Source organism: Flavobacterium tyrosinilyticum (genome assembly GCF_023656565.1).
In the GTDB taxonomy this organism is placed as follows: domain Bacteria; phylum Bacteroidota; class Bacteroidia; order Flavobacteriales; family Flavobacteriaceae; genus Flavobacterium; species Flavobacterium tyrosinilyticum.
Genome location: NZ_JAMOKG010000001.1, coordinates 68,456 through 87,134, shown reverse-complemented (window position 1 = coordinate 87,134; position 18,679 = coordinate 68,456). Strand labels below are relative to the sequence as shown.

General features: G+C 32.8%; 14 protein-coding genes. 12 read left to right on the top strand and 2 right to left on the bottom strand.

Annotated features, from left to right (window positions below):
* Positions 1 to 8: 8 nt before the first annotated feature.
* The 3 genes from NCC77_RS00365 to NCC77_RS00355 all read left to right on the top strand — a co-directional run bounded on the left by NCC77_RS00365 (position 9) and on the right by NCC77_RS00355 (position 2,595).
* Entirely contained in the window at positions 9 to 752 is a 744-nt protein-coding gene (locus NCC77_RS00365) for a hypothetical protein (RefSeq protein ID WP_250833886.1), read from the top strand.
* 5 nt (positions 753 to 757) lie between these two features.
* The gene (lipB, locus tag NCC77_RS00360; protein WP_095928748.1) at positions 758 to 1,456 is read left to right on the top strand and encodes a lipoyl(octanoyl) transferase LipB; all 699 of its coding nucleotides are present in this window, start codon (positions 758 to 760) and stop codon (positions 1,454 to 1,456) included.
* A gap of 287 nt (positions 1,457 to 1,743) precedes the next feature.
* Positions 1,744 to 2,595, top strand: coding sequence for a nuclear transport factor 2 family protein (locus NCC77_RS00355; protein WP_250833885.1), 852 nt, complete (start codon positions 1,744 to 1,746; stop codon positions 2,593 to 2,595).
* A gap of 31 nt (positions 2,596 to 2,626) precedes the next feature.
* On the opposite strand, the gene rnhB is transcribed toward NCC77_RS00355, so the two are convergent.
* Positions 2,627 to 3,292 carry a ribonuclease HII gene (gene rnhB, locus NCC77_RS00350; RefSeq protein ID WP_250833884.1) on the bottom strand — a complete coding sequence of 222 codons (666 nt, stop codon included), beginning with the start codon at positions 3,290 to 3,292 and terminating at the stop codon, positions 2,627 to 2,629.
* Positions 3,293 to 3,954: 662 nt separating this feature from the next.
* Here rnhB and NCC77_RS00345 point away from each other — a divergent pair.
* From NCC77_RS00345 to NCC77_RS00315, 7 genes are all read left to right on the top strand, one after another.
* Positions 3,955 to 7,242, top strand: coding sequence for a SusC/RagA family TonB-linked outer membrane protein (locus tag NCC77_RS00345; protein ID WP_250833883.1), 3,288 nt, complete (start codon positions 3,955 to 3,957; stop codon positions 7,240 to 7,242).
* Positions 7,243 to 7,245: 3 nt separating this feature from the next.
* Positions 7,246 to 8,760, top strand: a complete 1,515-nt coding sequence (locus tag NCC77_RS00340) for a SusD/RagB family nutrient-binding outer membrane lipoprotein (protein WP_250833882.1) — start codon at positions 7,246 to 7,248, stop codon at positions 8,758 to 8,760.
* A gap of 247 nt (positions 8,761 to 9,007) precedes the next feature.
* On the top strand, positions 9,008 to 10,993 hold the full coding sequence (locus tag NCC77_RS00335) for a putative porin (protein WP_250833881.1): 1,986 nt from the start codon (positions 9,008 to 9,010) through the stop codon (positions 10,991 to 10,993).
* A gap of 46 nt (positions 10,994 to 11,039) precedes the next feature.
* A complete protein-coding gene (locus tag NCC77_RS00330) occupies positions 11,040 to 12,401 on the top strand; it encodes a pyridoxal-phosphate dependent enzyme (protein ID WP_250833880.1) in 1,362 nt (453 codons plus the stop codon).
* Between the two features lie 79 nt (positions 12,402 to 12,480).
* Entirely contained in the window at positions 12,481 to 12,963 is a 483-nt protein-coding gene (locus NCC77_RS00325) for a 3'-5' exonuclease (protein ID WP_250833879.1), read from the top strand.
* Between the two features lie 76 nt (positions 12,964 to 13,039).
* On the top strand, positions 13,040 to 14,311 hold the full coding sequence (locus NCC77_RS00320) for a DUF2851 family protein (RefSeq protein ID WP_250833878.1): 1,272 nt from the start codon (positions 13,040 to 13,042) through the stop codon (positions 14,309 to 14,311).
* Positions 14,312 to 14,383: 72 nt separating this feature from the next.
* Positions 14,384 to 14,611 carry a PspC family transcriptional regulator gene (locus NCC77_RS00315; RefSeq protein WP_008466940.1) on the top strand — a complete coding sequence of 76 codons (228 nt, stop codon included), beginning with the start codon at positions 14,384 to 14,386 and terminating at the stop codon, positions 14,609 to 14,611.
* A 49-nt stretch (positions 14,612 to 14,660) separates the two neighbouring features.
* Here the strand turns inward: NCC77_RS00315 and NCC77_RS00310 are convergent, their stop codons facing one another.
* Positions 14,661 to 16,127 (bottom strand): APC family permease, encoded by a 1,467-nt coding sequence (locus tag NCC77_RS00310; protein ID WP_250833877.1) that lies wholly within the window; start codon positions 16,125 to 16,127, stop codon positions 14,661 to 14,663.
* Between the two features lie 263 nt (positions 16,128 to 16,390).
* Between NCC77_RS00310 and NCC77_RS00305 the strand changes: the two genes are divergently transcribed.
* The gene (locus tag NCC77_RS00305; RefSeq protein WP_250833876.1) at positions 16,391 to 17,278 is read left to right on the top strand and encodes a ComEA family DNA-binding protein; all 888 of its coding nucleotides are present in this window, start codon (positions 16,391 to 16,393) and stop codon (positions 17,276 to 17,278) included.
* A gap of 13 nt (positions 17,279 to 17,291) precedes the next feature.
* Positions 17,292 to 18,434, top strand: coding sequence for an acyl-CoA dehydrogenase family protein (locus NCC77_RS00300; protein WP_250833875.1), 1,143 nt, complete (start codon positions 17,292 to 17,294; stop codon positions 18,432 to 18,434).
* Positions 18,435 to 18,679: the final 245 nt, after the last annotated feature.

The following is an 18,679-nucleotide window of genomic DNA, read 5'->3' as shown; positions in this document are numbered from 1 at the left end:
GAACATTAATGAAACTATATAAACTACTTAGTTTTTCTTTTTTAATAGCGACTTTAACTAGCTGTACTTTCACTGAGAATATTTACATAAACGATAACGGAACTGGGAAATTCTCTGTAGATATGGATGGTTCTGCTTTAATGGAAATGGCTGGCGATCAGATTGCGGGTCAAATGGGAGATAACAAAAAAGATATTGATACGACTTTTACTTTCAAAAAAGTGTTTGAAGAGAAAAAAGACAGTATTGCCAAGTTGTCGCCAGAAACCCAAAAACAACTTAAAAAACTGGAGAGTTATATTGTATCAACAAAAATAAGTTCGGAGAAAAAACAGTTTTTAATGAACATGTCGACTGATTTTAAAAATGTAAACGAACTTCAAGATATTTTGCAAACATTAGGGACACTGCAAAAATTAGAAGGAGGCGCAAATCCTATGGGAAGCGGTTTCGGAGATAATGGCAGTAAATTAAGTTATACGTATGACGGAAAGAAATTTACAAGAAAAACAGTGGTCGATGAGCAGAAAAAAGCAGCAAAGGCAAAAGATTCGGCTGGAGATATGTCTAAAATGATGTTTGCTTCGTCTAGCTATATTGTAAAATATCATTTTCCAAAAAAAATAAAGAAAGTCTCTAACCCAACAGCTTTGTTTAGCGACGATCGAAAATCGATTACAATTCAATACTCTTTTACGGATTATATGGAGAATCCCGACAAACTGAACTTTGATGTTGAGTTTGAAAAATAATTAAAATGAACAAAAAAATCCAACTTCAGGATCTGGGCAATAAAGATTATAAATCGACTTGGGAATATCAAGAAGAAATCTTTAAAGATATAGTAGATTTAAAAATAAAGAACAGAAGAGAAGAACTAGATCTGCCAACGCCAAATTATTTGCTTTTTGTTGAGCATCCTCATGTTTATACTTTAGGAAAAAGCGGTGATCTTGAAAATTTATTATTAAACGAAAAACAGCTCGAAGCCAAAGGAGCGACTTTTTATAAAATCAACCGAGGTGGAGATATTACCTATCATGGACCCGGACAAATTGTAGGTTATCCGATTTTAGATTTAGAAAACTTCTTTACTGATATCCATAAATACCTGCGTTTGTTAGAAGAATCCATAATTCTGACTTTGGCAGAATACGGATTAGAATCGGGCAGGAGTGAAGGAGAAACTGGAGTCTGGCTTGGTGCAGGAACTCCGTTTGCACGTAAAATCTGTGCAATGGGCGTTCGCGCCTCACGCTGGGTTACCATGCACGGATTTGCTTTAAACGCAAATGTCGATTTAGGATATTTTGACAATATTATTCCGTGTGGAATTCGTGGAAAAGGCGTTACTTCTTTAAACGTAGAACTTGGAGTAGAAAAAGTAGATGAAGAAGAAGTAAAAGCTAAAATCATCAAACATTTAACTGAGCTGTTCGAAGCCGAATTTGTTTAAAAAATAATTACTAATAAAAAGTAACCCGTTTCAAGCGTCGATTTTGAAACGGGTTTTTTGTTTTTAGTGAATTAGCAATGGGGCTCTTGAATAGTAAATTAGGCTTGTTTTTTTAATAGAAAGCAGTTTTTTTCTTAAATTTATATTGAAAAAACGGAAAAACCATTTCGCAAAAGTTAAGATTTTGCAGGGATGGCAAATCCTATACTTCTTGTAGTTCTCTTAGCTATTTATGCTAAATTTGGTTTTGTACTATTAAATTTAAATTTTATTCTAACTGATTGCTTATGAGAAAAATCTACTTATTCTGTTTTCTTTTTGTGCTTAATGGTCTTTTTGCCCAAAAGAAAGATAAATTATATCCAGTTGCCGTTTATGAAAAAGTGTGGCAGGAAAAAAACAGCGATACCAGATTAAAGATGATTAAATCAATCTGGTTAGAAGATAGTACTTTTGAAGATCCTTCGGCTTCTATAAAAGGAACTGCTGCGTTTAATAATGTTATCAACGAATTTTACAAGAAAAACCCAGATGCAGTTTTAACTTCGGGAACCAAAATTGTAAAAGATAATTATGTCACCTGGGAATGGAAAATTTTCGATTCTAAAAATAACCTTATACTGGCTGTCCGCGACTTTGCGCGTTTGAATGGAAAAGGTCAAGTAAGTAAAATTATTGGTTTTTGGGATAAAGGAGCAGCTCCGTCTGAAGCGGATGTTTTGAAAAATCTGGAAGCTGATAATTTGAAAGTAATAGCAAAATATTACGAAAGTCTTTTTAAAACAAGAGACTTTGATACTCTGGGAAGTCTAATTGCAGACGGAGCTGTTTACAATCAAGCTGCAGGTTTGCCTTATGGAGGAACTTATATTGGTTTTAGCGAATGGACTAAAATGTTTACAAAATCGACTGAGTTTTTTGATTTGCAAATAGAAAAAGAACCCGTTTATTTTAGTGATGCTTCTAAAAATGAAGTAATCATTTATTTTACGATAAACTGTAGATCTAAGAAATCAGGCAAAACAATGTCGGTTCCGATTTCAGAACATTTTGATTTGAAGGATGGTAAAATTGCTGCCATAAGGTCTTTTTATTATGATACCAAAACATTTGCAGAATTCTTAAAAAGTAAAAAATAAAAAAAACGACCTATTGAATAGGTCGTTTTTTTTATGGAAATAAATCGAGTTCTAATTGCTCGGGTAAAAGCCTAAAACTCATTCTGTGATATTTTGTGGTTCCAAATTCTTTGATGGCTTCACGATGTTCTTTGGTTGGATATCCTTTGTTCTGTTTCCAGTTGTACATTGGAAATTCTTCATGAATTTGATCCATATATTCGTCACGATACGTTTTTGCTAAAACAGACGCAGCAGCAATACTTAAGTATTTCCCATCACCTTTTATAATACTTTGATTCGGAATCGATTTTAAAAGTGCAATTTCATCTTGCGAAAACTGTTTCCCAAAATTATTTTTAAGTCCAAGTTTAGCATTCAAAGAGCGGTTTCCGTCCACAATAATATATTCGGGAACGTGTTTTAATTTTAAAATACATTCCTGCATTCCCTTCATTGAAGCATTTAGAATGTTTATTTCGTCAATTTCGTCGGGAAACAAATGCGTAACGGCAAAACATAGGGCTTCTTTTTCTATAATAGGCCTTAAAAGCGCTCTTGTTTTTTCAGAAAGCTGCTTACTGTCATTTAGAATTTTATTTTCAAAATTTTCGGGTAAAATTATGGCAGCGGCCGTGACTGGACCAGCTAGACATCCTCTTCCAGCTTCATCAGTTCCAGTTTCTAAAACAAATCCTGAGAAATTTTTTTCGAGCATTTTTTTTAGGTTTTAAAAAGGCAAATATTGTACTTTTTTTTCTAAAAAGCATTAAATAGATTCAAATGAATACTGTCAATAATTGCTCTTTTAGAGCAATCCTATTTAGGAGTATTACTGTTGGAAATTATGCTATTTTTCAAATTGACTATAAGTATGCGGTATTGGTTAAAAACCCGCGAAAACACTTGGTTTTTATGATTTTTTTTATGAAATAAATAATTGGTAATTTTCTAAAAATGTATTCTAAAAAGATGAAATCAAGGATTTTTGCAACTTGGAAGAATTGATTTACAATTTATTACGATTTGATGACGAAAACCAAATTAAAAATTTGTCAAATACAACATTTTCAGTCAAGAATGTTGTATTTAATCGGCTTTATTGTAAGAATACACTTTGTTTTATTTTATTTTTTTGTCTATTTTTTTAAGAAAAGCGCTATCTTAAATGTTAAATATATGTTAATTTTTTGATTAAAAAAATTGCAGTATTTTACGCTTAAAATTGCGTATTGAGTTGTTTTTGTGTTAATTAACTATTCATTAACAAATATATGTTAAAGAAATATTAAAAAAATGTTAGAACGAGACTGTAACATGCATTGTTCTTTTAAGAAAATATTAAGATGTTTGCGACATACTAATTCAAAATTTTTAAAAATGAAACTAAAGTTAAATGGATTCTTAGTGCTTTTGGTGGCGCTGATTACGCAACTAACCTTTGCGCAAGAAAGAACTGTTTCGGGTATAGTTTCCGATAATTCAGGAATGCCTCTTCCAGGTGTGAGTGTATTAGTTAAGGGAACTAAAAGCGGAACGCAAACAGATTTTGATGGAAAATTCTCTATCAAAGCAACTCCAAGTGAAGTCTTGGTTTTTACTTACATTGGAATGAAAACGCAAGAAGTTGCAGCTAGTTCTACAACACTAAGTGTAAAATTAACTAGTAATACTACAGAATTAGAAAGTGTTGTTGTTACTGCATTGGGTATTAAGAGAGAGAAAAAAGCTCTTGGATATTCTACTCAGGAATTAAAAGGAGAAGATTTAGTTGGTGGTACTACTGGCGCGAACTTCCTTAACGATCTTTCTGGTAAATCTGCAGGGGTATATATCAGAAAAAATACAAACTTTGGAGGATCTACAAACGTAGTTTCAAGAGGTGTTAAAAACCTTACTGGAAATAACCAAATGCTTATTGTTATTGATGGTATGCCAATTAATAACTCGAATGTGAATTCAAGCAATGGAGCACAAACAGCTGGAGCGCGTAATACTTATGATTACGGTAATGCTGGTATGGATATTAATCCAGATGATATCGAAACATTAAATATTCTTAAAGGTGCTGCGGCATCTGCTTTATACGGATTTCAAGCTGGTAATGGTGTAATCATGATTACTACGAAAAAAGGAAAAGCTCAAAAAGGTATGGGAGTTACTATTTCAAGTGAGTTTGGTGTTGGTTCAGTTGATAAAAATACTTTCCCTGTTTACCAAAACAAATATGGACAAGGTTACGGACCAACTTATAAGACTGATGGAACTCCTAATGGAATTCCAGTTGGACCAACAGGAGCGTTTTTTGTTATGGATAAAAATGGCAACCAAGTGGTAAGTACTACAGATGATGCTTCTTACGGTGTTGCGTTTGATCCAAATCTTTCTGTTTATACTTGGGAATCTTATACTCCATATTCTTCAAAATTTGGACAAAAATCTCCATGGGTAGCGGCTAAAAATGGTCCAATAACGTTTTTTCAAACAGCTCAAACATTCAATAACTCAATCTCTTTTGAAGGTGGTTCAGATAAAAGTAATTTCGTTATCAATTATAACAACTATAAAGAGAATGGTATTTTGCCAAATAGTGAATTGAGAAAAAATAACGCAAGTATTAAATTCAACCACAAATTAACAGATAAATTATCTGCAAGTGTTTTTGCTAATTATTTAGCACAAACTACGCAAGGTAGAAATACTACTGGTTACGGTGGTGATAACGTTGCGAGTTTATTCCGTCAATGGTGGGGAACTAACGTGGATATTAAATCTCAGGAAGAAGCTTTCCAAAATTCAGGCGGACAAAATATTTCTTGGAACATGGCAGATCCTTCTAATGGAAATACAAATCCTAAATATTGGGATAACCCATATTTCACAAGATATAAAAACTACCAATCAGACGAAAGAAATCGTTTCATCGGTTACGGTCAGTTAGATTATAAATTTACAGATTGGTTAAACGCTACAGGAAAAATTAGTACAGATTCTTATTCAGAATTACGTGAAGAAAGAAAAGCGGTAGGATCTTTGGCTGGAACATTCGGAATTAACCGTTTAGCTGTTGGTTCAGGATACCAAAAATATACTGGTATGTTTTCTGAGCAAAACTATCAGTTTACATTAAACTTCAATAAAAAACTTAATGATGATTTCTCATTAACAGGTTTAGTTGGTTATAATGCTTTAAGAACTAGACGTACATCTACATTATCTTCTACAGATGGAGGACTTATTATTCCTGGAATCTATGCATTATCAAATTCAGTAAATGCTTCTCCATTCCCGATTGAGGTTGAAGACAATACAGCTGTAAATAGTGTTTATGCATCTGCTTCAGTAGGATTTAGAGATTTCCTTTATTTGGAAGGAACTGTACGTAATGACGCATTCTCTCAGTTGCCGAAAGACAACAATGATGTTAATACATTCTCTGTTTCTGGAAGTTATGTATTCACAAAACATATTAATGCTCCATGGTTAACTTTTGGTAAATTAAGAGCAAGTTATGCTGAAAACCCACAAGGAAGTATCGATTCTTATGCATTGCAAGATGTATTTACTAAATTTAATCCATTTGGATCAAACCAACTTTATTCAAGACCAAACATTGCTAATAATCCAGAATTACGTCCTGTTAAAACTAAATCTCAAGAACTTGGTTTAGAGATGCAATTCCTTGATAGAAGAGTAGGTTTTGATGTGAGTGTTTACAAAAGTTTAAGTGAAGACCAAATCTTCCCAGTAGATTATTCTACTGCAACTGGTAACTCTTCTAGATACGTAAACGCGGGATCTGTAGAAAATAAAGGTGTTGAGGTAATCTTCAACGTAACTCCTGTTAAAACAAATGATTTCCAATGGGATATTAACGTAAACTGGTCTAAAAATGAGAATACAGTTGTAGATTTAACACCAGGTGTTGATGTTTTAACAATTGGTACATTCCAAGGAGGAGTTAGTATCGTTGGTACAAAAGGACATGCTTATGGAGATATTCTTGGAAAAGATTTTATTTACAGTGCAGATGGACAAAAAGTAACTAAAAATGGAGTGTATTTACAAACAGCAACTACTAATAATGTAATTGGTAATGTTACTCCAGATTGGATTGGTGGTGTTCGTAACAAATTCACTTACAAACAAATCTCTTTAGGTTTCTTAATCGATGTTCAAAAAGGAGGAGATATTTTCTCTCTTGATCAATATTATGGACAAAGCTCTGGATTGTATGCTTCTACAGCAGGAAACAACGAACTTGGAAATCCTGTAAGAAATACACTTGCTAATGGTGGAGGTGTTATTTTACCTGGAGTAAACGAAGATGGAACTCCTAATACTACAAGAACACCAAGTCCTGAGGTGGCTGGAAGTATCTATGGTTACAATAATAACCCACAAAAAGCATTTGTTTATGATGCAAGTTATGTGAAATTAAGAGAGGTAAGCATTACTTATAGTTTCCCTAAACAATTTATAGCTAAAGCAGGTTTGAATGATTTACGTCTTTCTTTAGTAGGTTCTAACTTATGGATCATCAGTAAAAATCTTCCAGATGCAGATCCAGAAAGTGGTATAAGTTCAGGTAACTTATCATCAGGTTATTCAGGAGGTTCACTTCCGACAACAAGAAATATTGGTTGTAACCTAACATTAAAATTTTAAATCATGAAAAAAGTACTTTTATTAATGTCTGTGGTGGGTATGATGGTTTCGTGCAGCCAGGACATTACAGATATGAATGTTGATCCGAAAAGACCAACAACAACCAAAGCGGAATTTTTGTTTACCAATGCTGAGAAGAAATTAGTCGATCAAATGGTTAGTACTAGTGTGAATAATAACGTTTTTAGATTATTTGCACAGCAATGGACAGAGACAACTTATCCAGATGAGAGCCAATATAACATTACAAACAGAAAAATTCCAGATACGCACTTTTTGGTTTTGTACAGAGATGTTTTAGCCGATTTTCATGATTCAAGAGTTATGATTGCAGCAACAACTACTGCAACTCCTGCTGATGAAGCGATTAAGCAAAATAAATTAGCGCTTATCGATATCTTAGAAGCTTATGCTTATAGCGTATTGGTAGATACTTTTGGAAACGTTCCTTACTCACAAGCAATTGATATTCAAAAATATCCTTTACCAGCTTATGATGATGCAAAAACGATTTACCAAGATCTTATTAAAAGATTAAGTGCATCTGCTGCAGTTTTAAAAGCAAATAGTACAGTAGCTAACTTTGGCGCAGCAGATATCATCTATTCTGGTAATGCAGCTAGTAATGCAAAATGGGCAAAATTTGCTAATTCATTAATCATTAGAATGGCAGTAAATATGTCTGATGTTGATCCAGCTTATGCAACTACTCAAGTTCAGGCAGCTCTTGCTTCTGGTGCTTTGGCTAGTAATGCTGATAATACAAAATTGACTTATTTAACTACATCAGGAAATCAAAATCCATTATATGCTGATTTAGTAACTAGTCAGAGATTTGATTTTATTCCTGCTGAGCCTTTTGTTTCTGCTATGGACGCTGTTGTTCCTGGTGGTGACCCAAGGATGCCTAAATATTTTACTAACTTAACTGCTCCAGCTCCAGTTATTCCTGCAGGAAGAACATTTACTGGTGGAACTTATGGTTCGGCAAATGTTTATACAGCTTATTCACAAATAACGTCTACATTAAACAATCCAGTTTTTCCAGGAACTATTTTTGATTTCGCTGAGTTGAATTTCTTATTAGCAGAAGCTGCTGAGAAAAACTTAATTCCAGGTGGTTCTGCTCAGGCAAAAGTATATTACGAAGCGGGTATTAAAGCTTCTATGGCAGATTGGGGAGTAACTAGCACTACAGCTATCGATGCTTACATTGCAAGTCCAAAAGTAGATTATAATAATCCGTTAAGTGGAGCTACGTATAAAGAAAAAATCGGTAATCAAGCATGGTTTGCTCTTTATAACAGAGGATATGAAGCATGGACATCTTACAGAAGATTGGATTTTCCTGTGTTAAAAGCGCCTCAAGCAGCTATTAACAAACTTATTTTTACTGTTCCTGTTAGATATACTTATCCAGGTGTAGAAGCAAGTATCAATAAAACAAATTATGTTAAAGCATCTGCTGATATTGGAGGAGATTTGTTAAATACTAAATTGTTCTGGGATAAATTCTAATATTTAGAATATAATCCATATCAATTTAATTGATATTCAAAGTAAATTATACCCAGTTTGGGAATAAGAATAATAAATATTTTGATTTTTTTTGAGAGCCCCGTATACTTTTGTATACGGGGTTTTCGTTTCAAAAGACCAAAGCGATTCAAGCTTCATATTATATATTATGTTTTTTCGTTTATACCTTTTTATATTACCTTTGCTTAGCAAATTTTGTCAAAATAAATTTATACAAAGCCATCAAATGAGAATATTCATTTTTTTATATCTATTAGTTGTTCCAACTTTATTGTTTTCGCAAGAAAAAAAAACTGCTTCTAAAAATAATTTAGATATGAATACAGAATATTCAAGTGTCACCGATACCGTAAAAAAGAAAAAACAAAAGATTGCAACAATAGATCAGTATAAAATTGTCACTTTAGAACATGATACTATTTATGCAGATACGTCTCTAACACTTAAAAGTGCTTATAGGCAAAATCATCTGAGAAAAGATCTTTTTGGTCTTATGGAGTTTTCTAATATCGGACAGCCTGTAAATACGCTTCAATACAGTTTGACAAGTTTTTCTCCGTATCCTGAAATTGGTTTTAGCGGAAAGCATTCTAATTATATGCAAGCAGATCAAATAAGATATTATTCTGTAGCAACGCCTTTTACAGAATTGTTTTTTAATACTACGATAAAAAAAGGACAGAATGTAGATTCTTTTATCACATTAAATGTCTCTAAAAATCTTAATTTCTCGATTGCTTATAAAGGTTTAAGATCTGAAGGAGATTATAATAATCAATTGGTTAGTGCTGGTAATTTAAGAATTACAACCAGTTATGCCACAACTAGCAAACGATATGCGATAAATGCACATTTTACAAATCAGGATATTTTGAATGAGGAAAATGGTGGTATAACAAACGATGCAGATTTTGAAAGTGATAGTCAAGATTATAAAAATAGACAAAGATTGCAGGTTTATTTAACCGATGCAGAATCATTTTTAAAAGGAAGAAGATTGTTTTTTGATCATGCTTTTAGAGTGAATCCAACTGACGGAAGTAATAATTTATACCTTACACATCAATTTAATTATGAGTATAAAGATTATGAATACAAGCAGCCAACTGTAATTTCTACAGTAACTGCAAATGATGGAACAACTAGTCGAGTGCAGAGATTTGGTGAGTCGTACGCGGCAAGCAATATTAACGATCAGACTAAATATGAAAGACTTTATAATAAAGTTGGAGCAGCTTACGAAAATTCGCTGTTAGGTAAATTTATATTTTTTGTTGACGATTATAGATCTAATTATAGATATAACCGAATTATTGTTGATGCAGCTGGAAACGCCGTTCCGGACAATTTGTATTTACAGTTTAACAATTTTGGTGCTCAGTACGAATATCAGAAAAACAAATGGAATGGTCGATTTTTATATTCAAGATCAATTACTAATGAATCGCTTTCTGATTTAGATGCTAAATTACGTTATGATATGAGCGATGAAATTAAGTTTGATTTTAGATATCGCAACATCAATAAACTGCCTAATAACAATTATAATTTATACCAAAGTAGTTGGATTTCGTACAATTGGTCAAATGATTTTAAAAACGAAAAAATTAATTCGTTAAGTGCAGAAATTACGACTCCGTGGCTAACAGGACAAGTTCAGTATACGGTATTAAAAGATCATTTGTATTTTACAGATGTAGCGACAGATGCGCAAAAAGCGGCTAATATACAGATCGTTAATCCAATGCAGTACGGAAATGCGATTAATTATTTAGAGATAAAGGCTAGTAGAGAATTCAAATTTGGACCTTTTGCATTAGATAATACCCTTTTGTATCAAAAAGTAGATCAGTCAGATTTAGTTTTAAATGTGCCAGATTTTGTAACTAGAAATACATTCTATTATTCGAATCATTTCTTTAAAAAAGCATTATTCATGCAAACAGGTCTTGTCTTTAATTATCTTACGAAATATTATGGAGATGATTATAATCCTGTTATAGCAGAATTTTTTGTGCAGCAAGACAAGAAAATCGGTGGTTTTGCAACATTCGATTTCTTTGTGAATGCCAGAATACGCCAGACACGTTTTTATTTAAAAGCGGAACATTTTAATGCTTTGTTTTCGCAAAGTAATTATTATTCAGCGCCTCATAATCCGTATCGTGATTTTGTACTGCGCTTTGGTCTGGTTTGGAATTTCTTCCAATAAAAACTGGCTTTTTTTATTTCGAACCACTAAATAAACTTAAATAAAAATGGACTTTTCAAATAATATTTTAGAAACAATTGGTAATACACCATTGGTAAAACTCAACAAAATTGTTGCTGAAATTGATGCGTTAGTATTGGCAAAAGTCGAAACCTTTAATCCGGGTAATTCTGTAAAAGACAGAATGGCTGTAAAAATGATTGAAGATGCAGAGGCAGATGGCCGACTTAAACCTGGAGGAACTATTATTGAAGGAACTTCTGGAAATACAGGAATGGGACTTGCACTTGTGGCAATTGTAAAAGGCTACAAATTAATTTGTGTAATCTCAGACAAACAGTCTAAAGAAAAAATGGATATTCTTCGTGCTGTTGGTGCAAAAGTTGTTGTTTGTCCTACAGATGTTGAGCCTACAGATCCACGTTCCTATTATTCGGTTTCAAAGCGTTTAGCAGAAGAAACGCCAAATTCTTGGTATGTCAATCAGTATGATAACATGTCAAATTCGTTGGCGCATTATGAGCAAACTGGACCTGAAATCTGGAAACAGACGGATGGAAAAATTACACATTTTGTTGTGGGAGTTGGAACAGGAGGAACTATTTCTGGAGTTGGAAAATATTTGAAAGAACAAAATCCAAATATTAAAATCTGGGGAATTGATACCTATGGTTCTGTGTTCAAGAAATACCACGAAACTGGAATTTTCGACGAGAACGAAATCTACTCGTATATAACAGAAGGTATTGGAGAAGATATTTTGCCTAAGAATGTTGACTTTTCTCTAATTGATGGTTTTACAAAAGTAACCGATAAAGATGCTGCAGTTTATACTAGAAAGATTGCGCTTGAAGAAGGTATTTTTGTTGGAAATTCTGCAGGAGCTTGTATAAAAGGTCTGTTGCAGTTAAAAGAACATTTTAAACCAGAAGATGTTGTTGTGGTATTATTTCACGATTCTGGAAGCCGTTATGTTGGAAAAATGTTTAATGATGACTGGATGCGCGAGCGCGGATTCTTGGAAGAAAACATTACAAAAGCAGAAGACGTTATTAAAGATCATATTGATAAAGAATTAATCGTTGTTCGTACTGAAGAATTAGTTTCGCATGCAATCGAGCGTATGCGTAAATATAAGATTTCACAAATTCCGGTTGTTGATATCAATGGATTTGTAGGTTCTGTTGACGAAACAGACTTATTTAGAAGCTATGTTGCGGATAAAAATGTTGCTGAAAAACCAATTAAAGAAGTAATGGGGAAACCTTTCCCAATTGTGAAACTAGGGACACCGATTGAAGAGGTTTCAAAGCTTTTTAGCAAAGAAAATGATGCTGTTTTGGTTGACTTAGGAAACGGACACCATCACATTATTACTAAATATGATATTATTGGCGCAATAAAGTAAGCCTCTTATAAATATAAATAATCCATAAATCTTGTTGTAAATCAATTAGATTTATGGATTTGTCTTTTAAAATTAGAAAATGAATTTTACAGCTATAGATTTTGAAACCGCGACAGGATATCATCCGTGCTCGGTAGGTATTGTGACCGTCGAAAATGGAATTATTGTGGACGAATATGTGACTTTAATTAAACCGCCAAATAACGAGTATAATCCTTTTACAATTCGTGTTCATGGAATTTACCCTAAAGATACTATGAATGCAAAATCATTCTTTCAGATCTATCCAGAGATTGAAAAGAGGCTAAAAAATAAAGTTGTAGTAGCACATAACGAAAGTTTTGATCGAAATGTCTTAATGAAAACCATGCTCCTGCATGGCTTAAATTATGACGATTTAAATATTGCCACAAAGTGGGAATGCACGGTTAAAATCTACAAAGCTAAAGGCATAAAACCAACAAAATTAAGTGATTGCTGTCGAGAAATGAGTATCCAGTTGAATCACCATGAAGCTTTGTCTGATGCAAGAGCTTGTGCTAAATTGTACATGCTTCGTTAAAATTTTTTAATTTTGTAAGAATAATATTAAAAATTTATTACTTTTAGATTTTGTAATTCTACTATAAAATCTGAAAATGAAAGAAGACTTTCTTCATTATATCTGGAAATTCAAGAAGTTTGATTCTCTGAATTTAAAAACGGTTCAAGGCGAATCGATAACAATTCTTAAAACGGGTGATTATTTAGAACTTGCTGGGCCAGACTTTTTTAATGCTCATATAGAAATAGGAAACCAAAAATGGGCAGGCAATGTAGAGATTCATTTGAAATCTTCAGATTGGTATTTGCATAATCACGAGAAAGATCCTGCTTATAAAAATGTTATTCTTCATGTGGTTTGGGAAAACGACACGGCTATTTTTAGAGAAAACAATACCGAAATTCCTGTTTTTGTTCTTAAAGATTATGTTTCAAAAGAAATAATCGAAAATTATAATTCATTGGTTTCTCCAAAAACTTGGATTTTCTGCGAAAGGCAATTAAAAAAGATAGACAGATTTATTTTTAAAAACTGGCAGGAAAGATTGTTTTTTGAGCGTTTAGAGCGTAAATCTAAATTTATTGCTCAGTTATTGGAAGAAACCAATCAAGATTGGGAGGCGGTCTTATTTTGTCTTCTAGCGAAGAATTTTGGACTAAATACGAACGGAAATTCCTTTCTGCAAATCTCGATGGCAATCCCGTTTTCAGTAATCAGAAAAGAAAGTTTTGAAATCGAAAATTTAGAAGCGCTCCTTTTTGGCACTGCTGGTTTGTTGGAGGTCGAGAAAGAAGATGTTTATTATAAAGATTTAAGGTTTCGCTATTTTTATTTATTGCATAAGTATCAAATAGAAAAGACGTACACAGAACCTCTCCAGTTTTTTAAACTTCGTCCCGATAATTTTCCAACAATCAGGCTTTCTCAATTGGCGGCATTATACCATAAACATCAAAATTTGTTTTCTAAGATTATCGATTTAAAATCAGTAGATGCCGTATATCGTTTGCTAAGCGTGTCTGCAAGCCCGTATTGGCAAAATCATTACCAATTTGATAAAGATAGCCCGAAGAAGTCTAAAACGCTCTCTAAGTCGTTTATAGATCTCTTGATTATAAATACTATTATTCCGCTTCAATTTACTTATTCCAATATTATAGGTGAATCAATTTCCGAAGATTTAATTGATTTTATGAATGAAGTTACTTCAGAGAAAAACGTCATTATAGACAAGTTTAATTCTTTTGGCATCCAATCAAAAACTGCATTTGAAAGTCAGACGCTATTAGAACTTAAAAATGAATATTGCGAGCGAAAGGCTTGTCTAAAATGTGCTATCGGATTAGAACTGCTTAAAAATAATTAGATAATTTGTACTTTTGTAATCCTGAGCAATCAGGAATCTAAAAATCTAAAGTATTAAATCTAAAATATAGAAATGTCAGCAATTTTAAAACTTAAATTCTTTTTTGAAAAATATGGTTTCCATGTTTCTTCAAGACTAGCAGATAAACTCGGAATGCGCGTAACAAGCGTGCGATTGTTTTTTATCTACATTTCTTTTGTTACAGCGGGTTTGGGGTTTGGAGTCTACTTGACTCTCGCCTTCTGGATTCGACTAAAAGATTTAATTCGATCAAAAAGAACATCGGTATTTGATTTATAAAAAAAGCTCCAAATCTAAATTTGGAGCTTTTTTTATGAAGTTGTATTTATTATTCTTCGGTAGGATTGTTAAGTTTAGATCTTTTCTTGCTATATCCAAAGTATACAATTATACCAATAATAAGCCATCCAAAAGATAATAACTGTGCATCTTTGCTTAAATTAAAAATTAAATAAGAATTGATTGCAATTCCTAATACCGCAATAACTGGTAAAGCAGGAACTTTAAATGTTCTGGTTAATCCTGGTTGTTTTACTCTTAAAATCCAAACAGCAATACAAACCATTGTAAAGGCAAACAAAGTACCAAAACTGGTCATGTCAGCCAATTTGTTGATTGGTGTAAAGGCAGCAACTGTTGCGATAATAATTCCAAGAATCATTAAGTTTGTTTTTGGAGTTCCAGAAATAGGGTTTACTTTAGAGAATACAGATGGAATTAAACCGTCTTTAGACATTCCAAGGAAAATTCTAGATTGTCCCATGATCATTACCATTAATACTGAAACCAAACCAATAGTTGCGGCAACAGTAATAATAGAACCAGCCCAGCCTTGTCCTGCAATATCAAATGCATAAGCAACAGGAGCTTTGATAGCTTCAGGATATTTTCCTAGTGGATTAAAGTCTTGGTAATTCATCATTCCTGTTAGTACTAGAGAAACAAGGATATATAAAGTAGTACAAATTAACAAAGAAGCAATAATTGCAAAAGGAACATCTTTTTTAGGATTAATAGCTTCTCCAGCTTGTGTAGAAACAGCATCGAAACCAACATAAGCAAAGAAAATAGCTGCAGCTCCAGAGATGATACCTCCAATTCCGTAAGCATTGTGCGTAGTTTCTTTTTCAATAATCTGAGTTGCTTCAGGAATAAACGGGCTCCAGTTTGCTGTATTAATAAAGAAAAGACCAGCAATAATTACAAAGATTACAGCAGATACTTTAAGAATAACAATTGCGTTATTTGCTTTAGCAGCGCTTTTTGTTCCTTTAATAAGCAATGAAATAACTAAAAGAACGATCAAGAAAGCTGGAAGATTCATAGAAAAACCTTCTCCCGTGTAACTTGCAGGATCTGTAGTTAGCCAATCAGGAAGGTGAATGTGAAATATTTTGAGCAATTTGTTAAAGTATCCGGACCAGGAAACCGCTACAGTCATCGATCCCATTGCATACTCGAGAATTAGTCCCCATCCAATTATCCAGGCAAAAACTTCTCCAATTGTACCGTAAGCATATGCATAAGCAGATCCTTCAACAGGCAAAATAGAAGCAAATTCAGAATAGCAAAGAGCTGCAAATACACACGCAATACCTGCGATGATAAACGAAATAGCTAATGCTGGACCTGCATGATAATAAGCCCCAGTACCTGTAAGTACAAAAATTCCACCACCGATAATGGCACCAACACCAATGGCAGTAAGGCTCCATTTTCCTAGGACTCTCTTTAAATCACTCTTTTTCATATCGGCCTCAAAGGCTGATATAGGTTTAACTCTCCAAATTGACATATTATTTTATTGGTTTATTTGTTATTAAGTGCCAAATGTATTGTTTTTTGTAAAAAATAAAAACAATTATCATGTTTTAAGTTATAAAATCTTTGTTTTTTTTACAGTACTCGTAAGAAAGATTCTCTAAGTATTGACATTCATTAAATTAATTGGACTTTTATAAGAGATTCGATAATTTTTTAAAAGTTACTTTTCTTACTAATTTTCTTAATAAATTTGAAAGATTTTTCTTAAGTTATCCTTCAAAAGTAATTTTAATCATGAATTTTAAGTCTTTAAACCAATATTTTCATTTTACTAAACAGCAACGGATTGGTATTTTTATGCTTTTTCTTATTATGACCGGACTGCAGTTATTTTATTTTTTATCTGATTTTAGTATTTCAGAAGCAAAAAACTCTGAAAAAGAAGAGTGGCTTGCACTTCAGTCAGAAATTGATCAACAGAAATTAACTGATAAAAGCGTAAAACCAATTACTTATCTTTTCAATCCTAATTTTATTTCAGATTATAAAGGATATAAGCTTGGAATGTCTGTAGAGGAAATAGATCGTTTAATGGCATTTCGTAAAGAAAATAAATATGTAAACTCTGCAGAAGAGTTTCAGGCGGTTACTGGAGTCTCGGATTCTCTATTAAAGGAAATTTCTCCTTTGTTTAAATTTCCAGATTGGAAACAGAATAAAAAGAATTATAGTGTCGAGAAAAAAGAATTTATTGTAAAAAGTTTTCCTAAAAAAGAAAAGTTAGAAATAATAAATATTAATGAGGCAACGCAAGAAGATTTGATGAAAATCTACGGAATAGGAGAAGGGTTGTCTTCTAGAATCTTAAAGCAGAAAGAAATCATTGGGTCATTTGTATCGATGGAGCAGATGAAAGAGATTTGGGGGCTATCGCCTGAAGTTATAAATGAACTAAATGCTCATTTTAAAGTTGTAATTCCTGCAAACTTGAAGAAAATAAATGTAAATGACGCTTCCTTAAAAGAATTGGCTCAATTTTCATATTTCAAATATGGGCTAGCAAAACAAATTGTAACCTATAGAAGTATGAATGGAAATTTTAATAATATTGAGGATTTGGCAAAAATTAAAGATTTTCCTGTTGAAAAAGCAAAAATAATTAGTTTATATTTGGAGTTCTAAAAGAAACTAACTCATGAACTTTGATTACAACGAAACACAACTAATGATTGCACAGTCTATAAAAGACTTTGCAGAAAAAAATATTAGACCTTATATAATGGAATGGGATGAAGCACAAATTTTTCCAATTCCGTTGTTTAGGCAACTTGGCGAGATGGGCTTCATGGGCGTTTTGGTTCCAGAAGAATACGGAGGTTCTGGTTTAGGTTATCACGAATATATTACAGTTATAGAAGAGATTTCGAAAGTAGATCCTTCAATCGGATTATCAGTTGCGGCGCATAATTCATTGTGTACCAATCATATTTTAACTTTTGGAAATGAAGAGCAAAAGAAAAAATGGCTTCCAAAACTAGCTACTGCTGAACATATTGGCGCGTGGGGACTTACAGAACATAATACAGGTTCTGATGCCGGCGGAATGAATACAACAGCTGTTAAAGACGGAGACCATTGGATTGTAAATGGCGCTAAAAACTTTATTACGCATGCAATCTCTGGAGATATTGCGGTTGTGGTAGTGCGAACTGGAGAAAAAGGTGATTCTAAAGGAATGACGGCTTTTGTTTTTGAAAAAGGAATGAAAGGTTTTTCATCAGGTAAAAAAGAAAATAAGTTAGGAATGAGGGCAAGTGAGACCGCAGAGCTGGTTTTTGATAATTGTCGCGTTCCAGATGAAAATAGATTAGGAGAAGTTGGAGAAGGTTTTGTTCAGGCAATGAAAATTCTGGATGGCGGGAGAATCTCTATCGGAGCTCTGTCTTTAGGAATCGCAAAGGGAGCTTACGAAGCTGCATTGAAATATTCGAAAGAAAGACATCAGTTTGGGCAACCAATCAGTAATTTTCAAGGAATCTCTTTTAAATTGGCAGATATGGCAACAGAAATTGAAGCTTCAGAATTACTATTGCATAAAGCGGCTTTCTTGAAACAAAAGCATAAACCAGTAACAACATCAGGAGCTATGGCAAAGATGTATGCTTCAGAAGCGTGTGTTAAAATCGCAAATGATGCAGTTCAAATTCATGGCGGTTACGGTTACACTAAAGACTTTCCAGTAGAAAAATTCTACAGAGACTCTAAATTATGTACTATAGGAGAAGGGACAACTGAGATTCAAAAGGTTGTTATTTCGAGGAATTTGTTGAAAGAATAAAGAATAAAGAATAAAGAATAAAGAATAAAGAATAAAGAATAAAGAATAAAGAATAAAGAATAAAGAATAAAGAATAAAGAATAAAGAATAAAGAATAAAGAATAAAGAATAAAGAATAAAGAATTAAGAATTAAGAATTAAGAATTAAGAATTAAGAATTAAGAATTAAGAATTAAGAATTAAGAATTAAGAATTAAGAATTAAGAATTAAGAATTAAGAATTAAGAATTAAGAATTAAGAATTA